This window comes from Streptosporangium heterodermiicola (assembly GCF_051390675.1).
GTDB lineage: Bacteria > Actinomycetota > Actinomycetes > Streptosporangiales > Streptosporangiaceae > Streptosporangium.
In genome coordinates this window covers 130,909-146,227 of sequence record NZ_JBPJSR010000006.1, presented here as the reverse complement: position 1 = coordinate 146,227, position 15,319 = coordinate 130,909, and the positions used below count along the sequence as shown (strand labels likewise).

The following is a 15,319-nucleotide window of genomic DNA, read 5'->3' as shown; positions in this document are numbered from 1 at the left end:
GCCTCCGCAACCTCTGGGCTGACCTGAAAGCCATCGGCGACCCGTTCGCCATCGACTTCGACCTCCTCGACCAAGACGCCGAGGAGGTTGAGCCCCATGGCTGACACCCTCTTCGACCTCGACGACACCCAGCCGCCCGCCGAACCGACCGACCCGAAAGGCCTACGCCAGCTGTTGTTCGCCGGCCTTGTCGCCGACCTCGAAGCAGCGGTCTCCGACGAGACCCCGGACTTCATCGCCGACGAGTACCGCAGTGACCCTGACGGGGTGCGCCGCGCCGGCTCCCCGTACTGGCAGGCGTACCAGCGCGTCCTGGGCCTCCGCTCCGCCCTGAGTATGGTCCGCGGCAAGCTCGCCACCCACGAGGAATACCTGCGCTTCGAACGGGAGAACACCCGCCGCGGCTGGACAGAAACCGAGCTGGCGTGCGAACGCCACCACGATGTCTGCCCCCGCTGCACCGAGGGCACCCAGCAGGCCTGGCGCGCGCGACGCACCGAAGCCCGCCTCGAAACAGTCCGCGCCACCTACGTCGTCGGCATCCACGACCTCCTCAACGCCCTCGACAAGGGCGCCCTCACCCCACAACAGACCCGCGCAGCCCTCCAGAAGGTCCAGGACGCCGCACACCGCACCTGGGCCAAGGAGGACAGCAGTGGCTGACGACTTCAGGCACGGCACCGTCCGCGGCTACCGACGCCACCTCCGAGAGAAAACCGTCACCTGCGAACCCTGCCTCCACGCCCGCCGCGAAGACGACGCCGCCAAGAAACGAGCCCGCGAAGCCGCAGGCAACCCGCCGCGGCGACGCAAAACCAGCAGAGGGAAGACCCGCGATGCCTGAACCCGCCCCACCCAGCCGAGCCCAAATCTGGGCCGGGCGCACCAGCACCCGCCGCCGCTTCCTCGTCACCACCGTCCTCCCCAACGGCGACATCCGCGGCATGACCTACCTCGAAGGCGACAGCGCCACCCGCACCACCACCCTCACCCCGGCCGAACTCCACACCCTCTACCAGCTCCACGAAGACGTCCCCGAACACCTCCGCGCGGACAGCCATGCGTGATACGCCCACACCCACCAGCCCGGCCGCCACCCCGCGGCCGGGCCCGTCCCGCCTCCACGGGCCATGCGGAGCCGGAACCGGGCCATGCGGGGCTACGCCGACCCGGCCATACGCGGTCGGGCCTCTTTGCCGCGCCCACCAGCCAGAACCCCAAGGCGCGGAACGAAACGGAACGAACCGGAACGGAACAGGTCCGGCCCCCTACCGGATCCTCGTCACCGGATCCCGCGCAGGCGTCCCCAGCGCCGCCGTATGGGACTACCTCGACGAAACCATCCACCAAGCGCGCCAGGCCGGCCACACAACAATCACCGTCGTCCACGGCGACGCCGAAGGCGCGGACACCCACGCCGCCGAATACTGCGAAGACCAAGCCGGCTGGTACGACAACACCGGAATCGCCCTCCACGTCGAACCCCACCGCCCGAACTGGGCCGTCTGCTCCACACCGAAATGCACCCCCGCGCACCGGCGCACCCGAAAAGACGGAACCACCTTCTGCCCAGCAGCCGCCCTCCACCGCGACAGCCACATGGTCGCCCTCGGCGCCCACCACTGCCTGGCCTTCATCGCCCCCTGCGTGAAACCCGCGTGCCGCCGACCACAGCCTCACGGCTCACACGGAGCGAGCTACACCGCTGACCTCGCCGAGAAGGCAGGCATTTCGACGGGGCGGTGGACAGCGTGAGCGGGGCTCTTGCCAATTTCAGGACAATTTCCCGGCAGCGCCCCGACCAGCACGTTCGCTGCGGCCGCCCGCGCATTCACCCTGCATTCGCACCGCTGGACCGCCTCCCCGCCACACATCACCGCAGGTCAGTCGATCTTACGGAAATGTCCTGTAAACACGGAGAGCGCCTTGCCGACCTCCACCTGCAGCAGCTGCCCACGCCCCGCCACCCTCATCATCACCGGGCGCAGACCACGCCTGACTTTGTACACCGCGCTGACATGCGACAGGTGCGCGGCGCGGCACCGGGCAAAGGCGGCGAAAGCCGGGCCCGTCGTGGAGGAGACGTACGCGGGGACGGTTCAGGATGGGCTGTTCTGAACTGCGGCTACACGTCAGCCATCAGCTGGGCGGCGAAACAGCGGATCGTCTGGAACCCAGATCTTGACCTCGCCGACGGCGTCGATCTTCGCCGCGAGCCTTCTGATGTGGCCCCTGACAGCCGTCGACGGAACTTCCAGCCTGGCGGCGAGTTCAACTTCGGAAATCTCGTCAGCCATGGAAAGGAGAAGGCGGAATTCCAGAGGGTCGAGCGCCTCGTCCTTGTTGGGAGAAATGCTCACCTTTTGGTCCGCATGAACCACCTTGTTCCGGATGACTCTCAGCTTGTTCTTCGTCTCCAGAAGCTCATCACGGAGATCGGCGTCTCCAGGGCGGGCCGGCAGTTCAGCGCCGGGCTCGCTCACGTACCAGCGGATGAAATCACGGACCAACGACGAGCGGTTCCGGGCGCCCACCAGGCGCCCGAACTCCGCCCACAGGTACTCCTCGACCCGGATCGCGTGTCGGGGCGTGTGGTTGTCGGTCGAGTCGCTCACGTCGCACATCGTATCCGGGCGTGTATGCACACCAGCCCGCGCGGAGTAGCCCTGTGTCTGCACACAGACTATGATCGTGTGCAGACACGAAATCGGCAAGTGGCCGACGAGACACCAGAACACGGCTCGCCAAGAGCCCTATTTCGCGCGCCCGGAGGTGGTCTCCGAAGACCGGCCCCGCCCCGCCCCTGACCACCAACCCGAACACGCCCCTGGGGGACCGGTTGACCGCCAAGCACGACCCGCCGACTACGGAGCGGGCGGACCTCGACCAGGCCCGCCACTGGCTCACCACGCTCCACGGCGGGGCACCCGGCCTCATCAACATCGTCGCCACGCTCGACCGGCAGGCCTCATGAGCGCCCCGGCCCTGGACCTCGACCAAGTCCAGCGGTGGCTCACCCGCCTCCACGGCGGCGCCGAAGGCTGGATCCACATCGGCTCCGCTGGCAGCGGCCCTCCCGGCAAATGGAGGGGCCGCTTCTTCGCCACCACCACCGCCGGGATTAGCGGCGCCGCCGAATACGTTCGCGGCCTCGAAGCGAAGAACGACCTGGGCATCTACACCCGCTGCACCACCCTGCGGGAGCGGCCCGCCACAGGCCGCGGGGGCGCCGACGTATCCCTGTCCTTCCCCGGTTTCTGGGCCGACGTCGACTACGGGACGGTCGGACACAAGCACGAGCTCTGCCCTGCCCCCTGCCCCGAGAAGGGGAACAGGGGACACGCCTGCACCCTGCTGCCGCTCCCGCCCGACGCCGCCGCGGCCCGGCAGATCATCGCCGAATCCGGGCTGCCCGAACCGTCGCTGATCATCAACTCTGGCGGCGGACTCTACCCGTGGTGGTTCCTGGAGGCCCCGCACCTCATCAGCGACGACCTCGGTGACATCAGCACCCTGTCCTCCCGCTGGCAGCACATCATCAAGGCTTCCGCCAACCGGCTCGGCTGGGAGTACGGCGTAGGCGTCTACGACCTCGACCGGGTCCTGCGCATCCCTGGCACCATCAACCGGAAGGTGCCCGGCCTGGAGCGGCGGTGCGAAACGGTCGAAGACACCGGCGTCGTCTACCAGCTCGACGAACTCGCCACCGTCTCCTTCAGCATCGACCTGCCCGAACCCGAGCACACCGCCCGCACCACCCCGGCGCCCCGGCTGCGGCCCGCGACGTACCCGCCCGGGCAGGTCGGGCCCCTCACCGCGTTCGCCGAGGTGTGCGAACCGCGTGACCTTCTGGAGCCCCAAGGGTTCAACTACGTGCGAGGGGAGCGGGACGGGGCCGAGCTGTGGAAATACTCCGGCTCATCCCCGGCGTCCGAGTACTCCGTGCGCGCCTGGCCGCACGTCCTCGTCAACCACTCCGAGACTGCGCCCCTGCCCGTCGGCGCCGGATACCGGCTGACCCCGGCCAAGGTGTTCGCCCACTGGTACCACGGCGGGATAGCCCCTGCCGCGCTTCAGGCCGCGGCGAAAGACCTGGTCCTGGCGGCGGCGGGATCACCCAACGCGAGCGCTCCCGCCCGAGCGCTTCCGCAGCACATCCTCGACCACATCCGGCAGCGGTGCGCCATCCGCCCCTGGCAGGCGGGCGGCTCCTGGAAGACCGAGACGCCTTGGCCCACCGTCGAGCCGACCGAGCACGACGATGATCCCACCGACGACCCGGAGCCCGCCGCCGCGCCTGCCGACCTCGGCGGCGACGTCCGTAAAACCATGGCGGCGGCCAGCGAAGACACCATCTGGGCCGGCGTGTTCCCCGAGACCGGCCACCTGTACGGCGCCGTCTGGACCATCCCCGGAAGCGACGACCGGCCCGCCCTCCTGCCGCCCTTCCCGCTCCACACGCTGCCCGGCGACACCGGCAAGTTCGTCCAGGCCGTCGCCGTCTACACGCAGACGCCACCCGAGATCGCCGCGTTCGCCACCATCGGCGCCCTGTCCACCGCCGTCGGCAGCCACGCCACCATCAGCGGCCAGTGGACCGAGGAAACCCTCGCCCTGTTCCTGTCCAGCATCGCCGACTCCGGCGACGGCAAATCCCGGGCGTTCAAAGCCGTCAACGCCCCCATCTACCGGCTCGAAAGCGCACTCCGTCGCGCGTGGGACGCCGAGTACGGGGAAAACGCCGAACAGCTGGAAATCGCGCAAGCCGCCCGCGACAAGATCATCAAAGATTTGGCGTCCGCCCACGGCGACAAACGCCGCACCCTCCTCGCCGACCTCGACACGCTCAAGGACACCATCAAGGAGCTGACCGGGCCGCCCCGCCCACAGCTCCTCGTCGGCGACGTCCTGCCCGAAGCGCTCGCCCGGCTTATGCACCGCGTCGGCGGCCACATCGGCATCATCAGCGCCGAAGGCACGTTCCTCGGCAACATCTGCGGCCGCTACAACAACGGCAAACCGAACCTTGAGTTCGTGCTCACCGCGTGGGACGCCTCCGAACCTTGGCGGCCCGACCGCATCAGCCGCGACTCCTTCGAGCTCGAACGCCCCTCCCTCGCCCTGTCCCTGTCGGTGCAGCCCGTCGTCATCGACGACGCCATCTCCTCCAAAAGCGTCACCGACAAGGGCCTCCTCAACCGGTTCCTCCTCGCCCGCCCCGCCTCCCTGGCCGGGAACCGCGACGTGCGGCCGCCACACATCCCCGCCTACCTCAGCGAAGCGTGGGACGCCTGCGTGCGCCGCGCCTTCTACGCCGTCTGCCCCGAGGGGCGCATCTTCGACGACGACGGCGCCCCCGCCCCGCCCACCCCCATGCAGGTCGGGGAAGACGCCGAACAGCTCATGCTCGCCTGGCGGGAACGCCACGAACGCCGCCTCGACCCCGACACCGGCGACCTCGTGTGCATCAAGGGGTGGATGAGCCGCGCCGCGGGCAACGCCTACCGGCTGGCCGCGATCCTGCACCTGGCCGGCGGCCACGACCCGCAGATGCCCGTCGGCGCCGAGGTGATGACGGACGCGCTCGCCATCGTCGACTACTGCATCCCGCACGCCATCGCGATCCTCGGCGGCATCGACGGCGGCGGGCCGCGCGGCCAGGTCGCCTGGTTGAAGGACGCCACTGGCCACGTGCTGGCGTGGATCCGCCGTAAGGGGATGGGGGAGTTCACCGCCGACCAGGCGCGGGCTGGGCTCCGCGGCCGGGGGTGGGTGAAGGAGCACGGGGCGCCTGGGGTTCGGGCGGTGCTGCTGGCGCTCACCCACGAGGGGTGGCTGGCGAGCGTCACCCGGGTGGACGCGGCGGGCCGCCGCCTGTCGGATCCGTTGTTCGTGGTGCATCCGTCACTGCTGGGCGGGGGCGTGTGATGGGTCACTCTCCGCGCAGAGGCGTCCGGTACGTCCGGGGAGACGTCCGGTATGTCGGCGGGGACATCCGGTACATCCGGTATGTGCCCGGTATGTGGGTACCGGACGTCTCCCTGCGCTCTGAGCTGCGGAAACGGCGACGTCCGGTACATCCGGTACATCCGGTACCCGGTATGAGTCGGAATCTGGCGGGGGCGGGTCGGACCACCCCTTCAATGTCACCGGCTGTGATGTACCGGATGACGTACCGGACGTACCGGATGTGGTCTGAAAAATACCGGACGTCGCAGGTGGCCCGGTATATACGGCACATCCGGTTATTAATAAATAGATCAAGATCAAACTACTGTCTGTATAAGAAATACCGGGCGAGGATCTACGTACAGCGACCGCCTCCAGATTCTCCGACTCCCGAGATACCGGATGTACCGGATGTACCGGATGTCTACGCAGAGTCACCAAAACCTCGGTCCCCCTGGAGGCAAACCATGACCACCCCGACCACCGTCTACCGGCTCTACGACTCCGCAGATGTCCTGCTGTACGTCGGTGTCGGAGGCAACCCCGGCCGCCGCTGGCAGCAGCACCGCGGTGCTAAGCACTGGTGGGGTGACGTCGCCCGCGTCACCCTCGAACACCACCCCATCCGCGATGAAGCGCTCACCGCCGAGCGGACCGCCATCCGCGACGAGAACCCCCGCCACAACATCGCCGGCCGGACCAACCCCGCCGCCCCTGGCTGGGAGCACCGCCTCCTCCCCAACGGCGCCTACCTCGACGTCGAGAACCGCGGCGACCACCTCTACGTCGGCATCAACCGCGACGAACTCGTCGACCAGCTGCGCTCTCGCGGCGAGAACTGGCTGACCCCCATCACCACCATCGAGACCACCGACTTCCTCAACCGGGTGTCGATCTACTGGCTCTGGGCCGACGGCTGCCGGGAAGAAACCTTCACCGGCAACGGCAACTCCCGATACCGCGGCATCCACGTCCGCCCGGCCCACCTGGGCGCCGCCAAGCGGGCTCTCATCGCCTCCGAAACGCGCGGCGACCTCGCCCCCATCCAGAGCCTCATCACGACGCTGCAGAGCACCTTCCCCCGCAACAACGACGAGGACCTCCCCGACAAGGTCGGGACCCCGTTCCTCGTCGAGGTCGGCCCGGAGGTCAAGCCGTGACCCCCAACCTCGCCGTCGCCGCCCGCGCCCGCCAACTCGCCGACGAAGCCCCCGGCGGCAGCCTCACCCGCCGTACCGCTGGCTGCGTGGTGGTCGCCTACTCGACGACCCAGACGGACGCGCACGCCCGCCGGGTGCTCGCCGACCTGCCGGAAGACCTGCGGGCCGAATGCCACACCCTCGCCGACACGATCGCCGCCCAGCTTCAGGAAGAAGGATCATGACCGCCGACGACTGGAACGCCCTCCATCCGATCGGGACGCCGGTCCTGGCGTGGCCCGGCACTCGCGACGACGAGCCGCTGACGACCCGCACCCGCACCCCGGCGTGGACGCTCGGACACGGCGCCCCGGTGGTGTCCGTCGAGGGGGTTGCGGGCGGCATCTTCCTCACCCACATTGAGGCGGTCGCCCCGTGACCCGCGCTCTCGCCCTGCCGCCGGGCCAGGACACCCTGTGGGACGACCCCGCACCGGCGGTCCCCGCCCAGGCTGCTCCGCCGCCGCTCAAGAAGGCGCAGCGCTTCCACGCCCTCGGCCTCGCCGCCCCGTTGCGCGGCGTCTGCAACCCCCGCTGCCTGGTGTGCGGCCGGGACGAGGACGACGGGCTGTGCGTGCCGTGCTCCGTCGTCTGCGGGCCACCCGTCCGCCGGGCGAAGGTGGAGATCTGCCTCATCGCCCGGTGGGCGACCGCGCGGGCTGCTGGCGACCGGCTGCTCGTCGTCACCTGCCCGTGGTGTGACCGCACCCACTGGCACAGCGCCGCCTCCACCATGCCGGTGCGGAGCGGGCAGTGCGGGAAACCGTACGTGCTCCGCACGCCGTGTACGGGGCTACAGCGGACGCTGAGCGGTGAACAGGGTTCCCCGACAGTCCAGGACCCCCCCCGGGTCTCGCAAGGCTCACAGGCCACTACAGGCCCGCGAGTCTCCGGAGGTGCCGTGTGACCGGCCCCATGCGAGAGAACGACCCCGCGCGTGGCGGCGCCCGCTGGTGCGAGCAGCACGAACGGTGGGAGTGCGCGAAACGCGGCAAGACGGTCCCGGTGTGCCATGGCATCGCGATCGCGGGCATCGACGCCTGCCGGATGCATGCCGGCCAGCGGGCGGAGGTGGCGAAGGCGAAGGGCGAAGCCGTGTCGGCCTGGTCCGCCCTGCACGGCGAGTCGACGGTGTCGGCGACGGAGGCGGTGCTCGGCATGCTGCAGATGTCGTGGGCGCGGGTGCACTTGTACGCCGGGTTGCTGCGCCGGCAGGTGGAGGAAGCGCAGGGCGCCCGCTCGGACCCCGACGGCGGGCCGGACGGCGACGCAGAGTTCGCGGCCCCCGGCGAAGACGTCGGCCACGGCGCCGGCCTGGTCGGTGTTACCCGGGGTGCGGTGAAGGACATCGGCATCTACGCGACCGGTGAGGCGGTGCGCGGGTTGGCGGCTCTCGAGGCGCAGGAGCGTGACCGGTGTGTCCGGTTCGCGAAGGTGTGTCATGACATGGGGATCGCGGAGCAGCAGGTCCGTCTTGCGGAGCAGCAGGGGGTGATGCTCGCCGACGTCATCCGGGGTACGGCGGACGGGCTGCTCGCCTCCGTCCTCGGGGTGTTGAGCGGCGGTGGTGACGCCGAGCAGGTGCGGCGCTCTTGGCCGGGCTGGTTGGAGCGGATTGTGCCCGCCCAGATTGAGGCGGTCGCCGGGGGTGAGCGGTGAACCGGGAGCCGCGCGCCGCCGCGTTCCTCCGCCTCGGGGCTTCCGCCGACCAGGCCGTCTACAGTGCTCCGCCCCGCGGGGTTCCGTTGCTTGCCGCGGTCGCGGAGGCGTGCTGGGCGGTTGCCGACGTGTACGCGAGCGACCCGACGTTGGACGGGTGCCCGGCCGGTCGGGAGCGTGACCTGAACCTGGTTGAGGAGTTGTGCAGGCAGGTCCGGCCTCTCATCCGGTCCGCGGTTTCCGGGCGGGGCGCTGCCCGGTGGCCGGTGGAGTCCCGCTGGGAGGAGGCGGAGGCGTTGACGGCGCGGCTACCGGTCATCTTGGGCAGGGCGCGGGCGGCGGCCCGAACCGACCACGACACCCCTGACGGCTCGCAGGCGATCTCCCGCCTCTGGCTAGCCGCCGCGTCCGGTGGGATCCGCGCCGCGGGCGAGCAGTTGGAGTCCGCGATCCGCCGGGCCGGGAGCCTGCCGCACCCGGCGTCCGAGGTTGCCGAGCTGGCGGACCTCGCCGAGCAGGTCATCGGGTACGCCTCCAAACTGGAGGCCGACCGTGGCTGAGTCGCTGATGCTGACGGTCGACCGTAACGTCCGAGCGCTCCGCGCGGGCCGTGGCCTGTCGCAGGAGGATCTGGCGGCGGCCAGCGGGCTGACCCGGCCGTCAATCGCGAACGTGGAAGCTGGGAGGCAGAACACCACCCTCACCGTCCTGGCTGGCCTCGCCGCTGCGCTGGGTGTGGAGCCGCCGGTTCTGCTCGCTGATGTGGTTGACGGTGAGCAGGCGGCGGCGGGTCTGCTGGCCCGGGTGGCGTCTGCTGAGTGGGATGTGCGGCGCGCGGAGGTGCGGGCGGCGGAAGCTGAAGCGCTGGCGGCGACGGAGCACGCTCGCGCGTTGCAGGAGCGGGCGGGCCGTCTGAAAGCGGAGGCTGCGGGCGGGGATGCCGGAACGCTGGCCCGGTTCCGCCGGTTCCTCGACGAGGACTTCCGGCAGTGGTGCAGCCCGTACGGCGTCGCCGCCAAGTACGCGGACGATCTGCTGCGGATCCTCGACCAAGGCGGGAGCAACGGACGATGACCGCCAACCGTGAGACGAAGCGCGTCCAGCTCCGCCGTACGAAGGGCTGGCGGAAACCTGAGGGCGCGGTCGTCGTGTCCCGCCCGTCGCGGTGGGGTAACCCGGTCCGCATCACCCCCGAGCTTGGCGATCGGCGCGGCGAGGTCATGTTCCGGGTGCATGGCAGTCCGATGGACCGTAACGGTGGCCCGGCGTACGCGCTGATCGAGACGGCGCGGCTGTTCGCCACGAAGTTCTTCGAGTGGGATCTGCTGAACGGCCGATACGGCGACGCGTACCCGTCCCTCGACGAGATCCGCCGTGAACTGGCTGGCCGGGATTTGGCGTGTTGGTGTCCGCTACCCGACCGGCCGGGGCCGGACTATTGCCACGCCGCTGTGCTGCTGGAGATCGCCAACGCGTTGACGCCGCCCGCCGGGGGTGCCGCCTCGTGATCACCCGCCACCTTCCGCCGTGCCGCGCCCCGGAGTGCCTGCCGTGCTGGTGGGACGCCCTCGACGAGGAAGCCGCGCACATACGTGACCTGCATGATCCGCGCGTCTGGTGGGCGGACGGCCAGCACCTGACGTTGCCGGAACGCGTCGCCTACGACCAGGTGTGGCGGGCGCGGATGGCCCGGGTGAGCCGCATCAAGACGAACTACCGACGACGGAGGAACCGATGACCGAGTTCATCTCGACGCGCTGCCGGTTCGAGAACTGCCAGGGCTGCACCGATCTGGCGTGCGCCCACGACTGCCACTCGGTGGAGAACTTCGAGTTCGAGGAGGAAACCGCCGGGCTGCCCGCGCCGCGCACGTCGCGGCAGAACGACGACGGCACCTGGAGCCCCGCCACCCCGCTCGGCTTCCAAGGCCACCGGCTCTCCGTCGAGGTGTCCGGCTTCGGCCCGTGGGAGTGGGTCGCGTACCGGGGCGGTGAGCGGGTGGCGTCCGGGCGGGCTCGTACTTGGGCGGGGGTGCTGCTGGCGGTCGTGCGCGTCCGGCTCGCGCGGCGGGCGGTGCGCCGTGGCTGATCTCACGCCGTACCCCGAGTTGGCGGAGGTGCTCGCCTCGCTGCCGCTTCTCCTCCGGGAGGCGCGGCGGGCGCGCGGCTTGTCGCAGCGTGCTGCCGCGAAGCAGATGGGCGTCGGCTTCTCCACGATCTCCCGGGTGGAGGCTGGTGAGGACCTGGTGCTGTCCAACGCTGTCGCCATCCTGCGGTGGCTCGACAGCCGCACGCCGGGAGGCGGACAGTGACCGCCACCGCCTGTCCGAACGCGGCCCGGCACACCGTGCACCCGGCCGCCTACATTTCGCACACCCTGTGGGCTGAGCAGATGCTCCTCACCCACACCCAGCGCTCATGCCCTGGGTGTGGGTGGCCGGAGATGTGGGAGCCGAACAGCGCCGACCTGGCCGCGCCTGCCCGGGTCGACGACGCCTGCTCAGGGTGCGGCAACTACTACCCGGCCGGCACGCCGATCCGCACGGACGGGGCTGGCGGGTGGATCGCCGCCTGCTGCCCGGCCGGGCTGCCCTCTCTGGCTGCCCCAGTCACGTCGGTACTCCCTGGAGTTCGCGCCGGACAGGACGCCGCCCGCATCGCCCGCACCACCTTCCCGAAGGAGACCTGATGGCCGAGCCCGCCGACATTCCCGCCGCCTGGGTGGACGCTGTCTACCCCATCACGTTGAAGCACGGCATCCCCTGGCACGACGACGCGATCCGCATCATGCTCGCCGCCGCACTCCCGACGATTGCCGAGCAGGTGCGGGCGGAGGAGCGGGCCCGCATCGTCGCCGACGTGGCTGACGCCGTGTACATCGCCGAAGTGATCTGGTTCAGCGACAACCCCGTGGACGGGCGCAAACGCATCGCCGTATCCGCCAGCCTCGACGCCGCCCTGAACATCCTCCGTGGCCACGACATCCACGGCGGCGACCTGGTAGCGACGGAGACCCCCAGCGCACTCGGCACCAAGAGCGCACGCACCTGGGCGGTACACGAGCGCGGCGAAGAACCCGACGACGAAGGCCACCTGTGGATCACCGAAGAGCCAGTGATCGGGGGGTCGAGCCGTGGCTGACGACCTCCGTCGGCGCGGGGACGACTGGCCTGCCCTCGCCCGAGCCGTACGGGCCCGCCGCCGCGAACTGGGCATCCCCACGCAGGAGGACGCTGGTCGGCGGGCCGGTATCTCGCCGAACACGTGGCAGCGTGTCGAGTCGGGGACACCGGTCAGCCCGAGTTCGCTGGTCGCCGTCGCGGGCCTCCTCGGCTGGGACGCGGGGCGCCCGGCCGCGATCCTCTCGGGCGCTTCCGCCTCGCGCCCCCGGGGAGACGCTGCGTGCCCGCACGCTTGCGCGACCTGCCGGGACACCCCCAAGCCGGGCGCGTCCGAGGTGCGGGCGCTCCGCGACCGGTACGCGTCGGCGGTCGCGTGGGCGTACACCACCCCGTACGCCATCGCCGACGCCGTGCTCGCCGTCCGTGATGAGGAGATGGCGGCACTCCGCCAGCAGGTTGAGCAGGCCCGTGCCGACGAGCGCGCCCGCATCTCCGCCATGGTCCGCCACTACTTCGCCGCGTCGGACGACCCTTTGTTCGAGGACGTGCGGATCCTGTGCGGGCGCATCGAACGCGGCGAACACGCCGCTCCCGCCGTCAAAGGAGACCAGTCGTGACTGACGCCTGTCCGCACTGCCCTGACGGACACGACCTGCCCCGCTCCAAGTCGTGGGGCGTCTACGTCGCCCCCACCAAGGACGGTGACGGCCAACCCGCCACCCTGCACGTTGCACCATCCGGCGGATCCCACGTCGCCGAGTCCGACGCTGACTGGTTGCGCGGCCTCATCAAGGGCGACAGCGCGAACGCCACCGAGATCATCAACGAGATCCTTGCTCCGCTGAACGGGCGACTCGCAGCCGCTGAATCCGAGGGCCTCGCCGCGCACCAGCGCGCTGAGAAGGCTGAGGCGGCCGTCGCCCGCGTCCGTCAACACGCTGAGGAATGGGCGCGCCGAGCCCCGGCGGACGACTGGGGGGACACCCCGCAGGACACGGTGCTGTCGGACGCGGGACGGTTCCTCCTCGCCGTCCTCGATGCCCCGGAGGCTGGCCGTGACGCCTGAGCAGCGGACCCGTGCGATCGTCCACAACGCCGCCGACCGGGCCCTGTCGGCGTCCGGCCATTGGATTCCGCTCACCGGCCGGATCGCCATCACGGAGACGGTGCTGGCCGCGCTCACGGAGCACGGGCTCGCCGTCGCCCCGCAGTGCGGTTGCGGTCAGCCGGCCGGTGTCTGCGAGCTGTGCGGCGGGCCCCGGTGTTGGCGGTGCAACCCGTGGTTCGAACCGCCTCGGGTGCCGTGCGGCGGCTGCCCGGTGTGCGCGGGCCGGGTCGTGGGTGGCGACGGCGAGTGCTACGCCGCGTCCTGGCGGTGCGACCCCACCCGCCACACGCCGCGCGCCGTTGTGAGCGTTTCTCCGCCCAACCCCAACCCCGGACACCCGCAACACCCCACGAACCCCGCCACGGGCGCCACAGGGGCGCGCAACCACAACAGTGAGGAGACGACGTGACCGCCCCCAAACCCTCCCCGTTCGCCGCAGCGTTAGAGGGCTTCCACGCGGCCCTGGGCGCCGCCTCCGCCCCATCGGAGAAGGCGGCCGAGAGCATGGTGGACGCCTTGCGCTCCTACTCCTACCTGCGGGACCGCACGCTGGCAGGCAAGGAGAATGCCCGCCGCATCGTCCAGCAGGAGCTCGGAACCGTGATCCCCATCAGCGGGGATATCGATGGCGCGCACGCTGAGCAGGTCGCGCGGCTCGTTGTCCGCGCCCTCGCCGCGAGCACCGCACTCACCGATCGGGCGCTTCGCCGCATCAGCCCTCCTGCCGGAAACGAGGTGCCCCGATGAACCGCCCTGACCTGATCCCGCTCCTCGGTAAAACCGTCGAAGTCGTCGGCACCATCAACGGCGGATCCTGGACCGGCACCCTCGTGGGCCTCCACGAACACCCCACCATGATCATCGACCAGGCCGACGGGTTCCGCCGCATCCTCCCCCAACACTTCACCGTCACCGAACGGATCGCCGCCGACAGCACGAAGAGCACGGGCACGTCCGGGCCGACCCTTGTGATCGCCGAGCACCTGCCCGCCGCCCGCACCCTCGCCGCCGAACTGGTCACCGAACACGGCCTCAACCCGGCCGAGACGTACCCGCTGGCCGTCGGCGCCGCCCCCCGCTCCCGCGCGTACGGCGTCGCCGTCATCGCGCTGCCGCCGGACGGCCTCACCGCCGCCAAGGTCAGGTGGATCGAAGAATCCGTCCTCGTGCGGCTCAAGCCTGGCGCTGAGCTTGTCGTCCGGTTCAACCCGCGCGAGGAAGCCGCTGACGCCGCACGCCGGGACGGGGGTGCCGGGTGAACGGCATCATCAACATCGGCCCCGGCGTCCTCCGCATCGCCCCGCCTGGCACCGACCCCGACGAGCTTGCGAGCTGGCAAGTGATCGGCGCCACCGCCGGGTGCAACCTCACCCTCAGAGCGGCGGCGTCCACCAGCTGGCCGAACCAGCCAGCGATCGGCGCCACCACCGTGTGCGACCTCGTCCTCGATGAACCCGACCCGCCGCTCATGGTGTGGCCGCCGACCCCGCGCACCATCATCTTCGCCGCCCGCCTCACCTGGTGCGGGCATCTGGTGCTGTTCCGCCGCACATCCCCGCACGCCCGCCGCGTGAAAACCGCCTACCACCAGCGCAGCCGCAGGAGACGAGCATGAGCGACGACATCGAGTGGCGCGCCGTCGACGAGCACGGCCACCACACCACCCGCACCACCCCCGGGCCGCCCGGCACCGACCACACGCTCATCCCCACCACCGAACTGGCCGAGCTCCGCGCCGAGGTCGCCCGGCTCCGCGCGGGCGAAGAGCTGAAGCGGATGACCACCGCCGCGCGCCTCGCCAACGGTCACGCCCTCGAAGCCGAAGCCACCATCACCCGCGTCCGAGAGTTCGCCAACCAGATCGCGAAAGGCTCCCGGACGGCCTCCCGGGAGTTCATCGCGCAAGCGCTGATCCGCCTCCTGGACGGGGAACCGACGTGATCCGCCTCCCCGCCTGGCTGCACCGCCCCTCGGACCCGCGTTGGCGCCCCGAGTCCGACACCCTCGCCCAGTACAACGCCGAACAGGCGTGCGGCATCCAACACACCCCGGAGTGGCAGACGCGCATGGCCGAACTCCAAGCCCAGTTCAACACCGCCTACCACGGCAGCACCTCGCCGTCCTCGCCGTCCGGCAGCGCCACCGACCTCTGGGATCACGCAGCTCAGAAATGGGAGGAAGCCGCCGCCGCATGGCAGCGCGTCCTCGACAACCGCAACAACGACGCGGGGCCACGGTGACCCGCACCCACCTCGACCAGCCCGCCACGACCACAGGGGGAGCC

The 15,319-nt window shown here is 70.6% G+C and carries 27 protein-coding genes; 26 read left to right on the top strand and 1 reads right to left on the bottom strand.

The window, feature by feature from the left end; all coding sequences use genetic code 11:
* Positions 1–96 precede the first annotated feature (96 nt).
* Genes ACSC1Q_RS15365 through ACSC1Q_RS15355 form a run of 3 tightly spaced genes read left to right on the top strand, consistent with a single transcriptional unit; the run spans position 97 to position 1,067 of the window.
* The gene (locus ACSC1Q_RS15365) at positions 97–663 is read left to right on the top strand and encodes a hypothetical protein (protein WP_436759383.1); all 567 of its coding nucleotides are present in this window, start codon (positions 97–99) and stop codon (positions 661–663) included.
* On the top strand, positions 656–844 hold the full coding sequence (locus ACSC1Q_RS15360) for a hypothetical protein (protein WP_436759382.1): 189 nt from the start codon (positions 656–658) through the stop codon (positions 842–844). The genes ACSC1Q_RS15365 and ACSC1Q_RS15360 overlap by 8 nt, the downstream gene beginning before the upstream one ends.
* Positions 837–1,067 (top strand): hypothetical protein, encoded by a 231-nt coding sequence (locus tag ACSC1Q_RS15355; RefSeq protein ID WP_436759381.1) that lies wholly within the window; start codon positions 837–839, stop codon positions 1,065–1,067. The genes ACSC1Q_RS15360 and ACSC1Q_RS15355 overlap by 8 nt, the downstream gene beginning before the upstream one ends.
* Positions 1,068–2,132: 1,065 nt before the next feature.
* On the opposite strand, the gene ACSC1Q_RS15345 is transcribed toward ACSC1Q_RS15355, so the two are convergent.
* A complete protein-coding gene (locus tag ACSC1Q_RS15345) occupies positions 2,133–2,615 on the bottom strand; it encodes a hypothetical protein (RefSeq protein WP_436759379.1) in 483 nt (160 codons plus the stop codon).
* Between the two features lie 224 nt (positions 2,616–2,839).
* On the opposite strand from ACSC1Q_RS15345, the gene ACSC1Q_RS15340 reads away from it, so the two are divergent.
* The 23 genes from ACSC1Q_RS15340 to ACSC1Q_RS15230 all read left to right on the top strand — a co-directional run bounded on the left by ACSC1Q_RS15340 (position 2,840) and on the right by ACSC1Q_RS15230 (position 15,275).
* Positions 2,840–2,974: a hypothetical protein gene (locus ACSC1Q_RS15340; protein ID WP_436759378.1), complete on the top strand. Its 135-nt coding sequence runs from the start codon at positions 2,840–2,842 to the stop codon at positions 2,972–2,974.
* Positions 2,971–5,928 carry a YfjI family protein gene (locus ACSC1Q_RS15335; protein ID WP_436759377.1) on the top strand — a complete coding sequence of 986 codons (2,958 nt, stop codon included), beginning with the start codon at positions 2,971–2,973 and terminating at the stop codon, positions 5,926–5,928. Before ACSC1Q_RS15340 ends, ACSC1Q_RS15335 begins: the two co-directional genes overlap by 4 nt.
* Before the next feature lie 488 nt (positions 5,929–6,416).
* On the top strand, positions 6,417–7,109 hold the full coding sequence (locus ACSC1Q_RS15330; RefSeq protein WP_436759376.1) for a GIY-YIG nuclease family protein: 693 nt from the start codon (positions 6,417–6,419) through the stop codon (positions 7,107–7,109).
* Positions 7,106–7,333, top strand: a complete 228-nt coding sequence (locus ACSC1Q_RS15325) for a hypothetical protein (protein WP_436759375.1) — start codon at positions 7,106–7,108, stop codon at positions 7,331–7,333. Before ACSC1Q_RS15330 ends, ACSC1Q_RS15325 begins: the two co-directional genes overlap by 4 nt.
* Positions 7,330–7,527, top strand: coding sequence for a hypothetical protein (locus tag ACSC1Q_RS15320; RefSeq protein WP_436759374.1), 198 nt, complete (start codon positions 7,330–7,332; stop codon positions 7,525–7,527). The genes ACSC1Q_RS15325 and ACSC1Q_RS15320 overlap by 4 nt, the downstream gene beginning before the upstream one ends.
* Complete coding sequence (locus ACSC1Q_RS15315) at positions 7,524–8,054, top strand: hypothetical protein (protein ID WP_436759373.1); 531 nt, start codon at positions 7,524–7,526, stop codon at positions 8,052–8,054. The genes ACSC1Q_RS15320 and ACSC1Q_RS15315 overlap by 4 nt, the downstream gene beginning before the upstream one ends.
* The gene (locus ACSC1Q_RS15310; protein WP_436759372.1) at positions 8,051–8,806 is read left to right on the top strand and encodes a hypothetical protein; all 756 of its coding nucleotides are present in this window, start codon (positions 8,051–8,053) and stop codon (positions 8,804–8,806) included. Before ACSC1Q_RS15315 ends, ACSC1Q_RS15310 begins: the two co-directional genes overlap by 4 nt.
* Positions 8,807–9,072: 266 nt before the next feature.
* Positions 9,073–9,366 carry a hypothetical protein gene (locus ACSC1Q_RS15305; RefSeq protein WP_436759371.1) on the top strand — a complete coding sequence of 98 codons (294 nt, stop codon included), beginning with the start codon at positions 9,073–9,075 and terminating at the stop codon, positions 9,364–9,366.
* Complete coding sequence (locus tag ACSC1Q_RS15300; RefSeq protein ID WP_436759370.1) at positions 9,359–9,880, top strand: helix-turn-helix domain-containing protein; 522 nt, start codon at positions 9,359–9,361, stop codon at positions 9,878–9,880. The genes ACSC1Q_RS15305 and ACSC1Q_RS15300 overlap by 8 nt, the downstream gene beginning before the upstream one ends.
* Complete coding sequence (locus tag ACSC1Q_RS15295; RefSeq protein WP_436759369.1) at positions 9,877–10,314, top strand: DUF4326 domain-containing protein; 438 nt, start codon at positions 9,877–9,879, stop codon at positions 10,312–10,314. Before ACSC1Q_RS15300 ends, ACSC1Q_RS15295 begins: the two co-directional genes overlap by 4 nt.
* Positions 10,311–10,544 carry a hypothetical protein gene (locus tag ACSC1Q_RS15290; protein ID WP_436759368.1) on the top strand — a complete coding sequence of 78 codons (234 nt, stop codon included), beginning with the start codon at positions 10,311–10,313 and terminating at the stop codon, positions 10,542–10,544. The genes ACSC1Q_RS15295 and ACSC1Q_RS15290 overlap by 4 nt, the downstream gene beginning before the upstream one ends.
* Positions 10,541–10,894, top strand: a complete 354-nt coding sequence (locus ACSC1Q_RS15285) for a hypothetical protein (RefSeq protein ID WP_436759367.1) — start codon at positions 10,541–10,543, stop codon at positions 10,892–10,894. The genes ACSC1Q_RS15290 and ACSC1Q_RS15285 overlap by 4 nt, the downstream gene beginning before the upstream one ends.
* Positions 10,887–11,117, top strand: a complete 231-nt coding sequence (locus ACSC1Q_RS15280; RefSeq protein WP_436759366.1) for a helix-turn-helix domain-containing protein — start codon at positions 10,887–10,889, stop codon at positions 11,115–11,117. The genes ACSC1Q_RS15285 and ACSC1Q_RS15280 overlap by 8 nt, the downstream gene beginning before the upstream one ends.
* Complete coding sequence (locus ACSC1Q_RS15275; RefSeq protein ID WP_436759365.1) at positions 11,114–11,494, top strand: hypothetical protein; 381 nt, start codon at positions 11,114–11,116, stop codon at positions 11,492–11,494. Before ACSC1Q_RS15280 ends, ACSC1Q_RS15275 begins: the two co-directional genes overlap by 4 nt.
* Positions 11,494–11,946, top strand: coding sequence for a hypothetical protein (locus ACSC1Q_RS15270; protein ID WP_436759364.1), 453 nt, complete (start codon positions 11,494–11,496; stop codon positions 11,944–11,946). Before ACSC1Q_RS15275 ends, ACSC1Q_RS15270 begins: the two co-directional genes overlap by 1 nt.
* On the top strand, positions 11,939–12,544 hold the full coding sequence (locus tag ACSC1Q_RS15265; protein ID WP_436759363.1) for a helix-turn-helix domain-containing protein: 606 nt from the start codon (positions 11,939–11,941) through the stop codon (positions 12,542–12,544). The genes ACSC1Q_RS15270 and ACSC1Q_RS15265 overlap by 8 nt, the downstream gene beginning before the upstream one ends.
* On the top strand, positions 12,541–12,993 hold the full coding sequence (locus tag ACSC1Q_RS15260; protein WP_436759362.1) for a hypothetical protein: 453 nt from the start codon (positions 12,541–12,543) through the stop codon (positions 12,991–12,993). The genes ACSC1Q_RS15265 and ACSC1Q_RS15260 overlap by 4 nt, the downstream gene beginning before the upstream one ends.
* Positions 12,983–13,444, top strand: a complete 462-nt coding sequence (locus tag ACSC1Q_RS15255; RefSeq protein ID WP_436759361.1) for a hypothetical protein — start codon at positions 12,983–12,985, stop codon at positions 13,442–13,444. Before ACSC1Q_RS15260 ends, ACSC1Q_RS15255 begins: the two co-directional genes overlap by 11 nt.
* Positions 13,441–13,782, top strand: a complete 342-nt coding sequence (locus ACSC1Q_RS15250; RefSeq protein WP_436759360.1) for a hypothetical protein — start codon at positions 13,441–13,443, stop codon at positions 13,780–13,782. The genes ACSC1Q_RS15255 and ACSC1Q_RS15250 overlap by 4 nt, the downstream gene beginning before the upstream one ends.
* Positions 13,779–14,294 (top strand): LSm family protein, encoded by a 516-nt coding sequence (locus ACSC1Q_RS15245; RefSeq protein WP_436759359.1) that lies wholly within the window; start codon positions 13,779–13,781, stop codon positions 14,292–14,294. The genes ACSC1Q_RS15250 and ACSC1Q_RS15245 overlap by 4 nt, the downstream gene beginning before the upstream one ends.
* Entirely contained in the window at positions 14,291–14,650 is a 360-nt protein-coding gene (locus ACSC1Q_RS15240) for a hypothetical protein (protein WP_436759358.1), read from the top strand. Before ACSC1Q_RS15245 ends, ACSC1Q_RS15240 begins: the two co-directional genes overlap by 4 nt.
* The gene (locus tag ACSC1Q_RS15235) at positions 14,647–14,976 is read left to right on the top strand and encodes a hypothetical protein (RefSeq protein ID WP_436759357.1); all 330 of its coding nucleotides are present in this window, start codon (positions 14,647–14,649) and stop codon (positions 14,974–14,976) included. The genes ACSC1Q_RS15240 and ACSC1Q_RS15235 overlap by 4 nt, the downstream gene beginning before the upstream one ends.
* A complete protein-coding gene (locus ACSC1Q_RS15230) occupies positions 14,973–15,275 on the top strand; it encodes a hypothetical protein (RefSeq protein WP_436759356.1) in 303 nt (100 codons plus the stop codon). Before ACSC1Q_RS15235 ends, ACSC1Q_RS15230 begins: the two co-directional genes overlap by 4 nt.
* The last annotated feature ends 44 nt before the right edge of the window (positions 15,276–15,319 follow it).

Bases quoted from the DNA above. Each gene is read 5' to 3' on its own strand.
- ACSC1Q_RS15365 (WP_436759383.1), top strand. From the start codon at position 97: ATGGCTGACACCCTCTTCGACCTCGACGACACCCAGCCGCCCGCCGAA.
- ACSC1Q_RS15335 (WP_436759377.1), top strand. From the start codon at position 2,971: ATGAGCGCCCCGGCCCTGGACCTCGACCAAGTCCAGCGGTGGCTCACC.
- ACSC1Q_RS15245 (WP_436759359.1), top strand. From the start codon at position 13,779: ATGAACCGCCCTGACCTGATCCCGCTCCTCGGTAAAACCGTCGAAGTC.
- ACSC1Q_RS15270 (WP_436759364.1), top strand. From the start codon at position 11,494: ATGGCCGAGCCCGCCGACATTCCCGCCGCCTGGGTGGACGCTGTCTAC.
- ACSC1Q_RS15330 (WP_436759376.1), top strand. From the start codon at position 6,417: ATGACCACCCCGACCACCGTCTACCGGCTCTACGACTCCGCAGATGTC.
- ACSC1Q_RS15355 (WP_436759381.1), top strand. From the start codon at position 837: ATGCCTGAACCCGCCCCACCCAGCCGAGCCCAAATCTGGGCCGGGCGC.
- ACSC1Q_RS15295 (WP_436759369.1), top strand. From the start codon at position 9,877: ATGACCGCCAACCGTGAGACGAAGCGCGTCCAGCTCCGCCGTACGAAG.
- ACSC1Q_RS15285 (WP_436759367.1), top strand. From the start codon at position 10,541: ATGACCGAGTTCATCTCGACGCGCTGCCGGTTCGAGAACTGCCAGGGC.
- ACSC1Q_RS15320 (WP_436759374.1), top strand. From the start codon at position 7,330: ATGACCGCCGACGACTGGAACGCCCTCCATCCGATCGGGACGCCGGTC.
- ACSC1Q_RS15235 (WP_436759357.1), top strand. From the start codon at position 14,647: ATGAGCGACGACATCGAGTGGCGCGCCGTCGACGAGCACGGCCACCAC.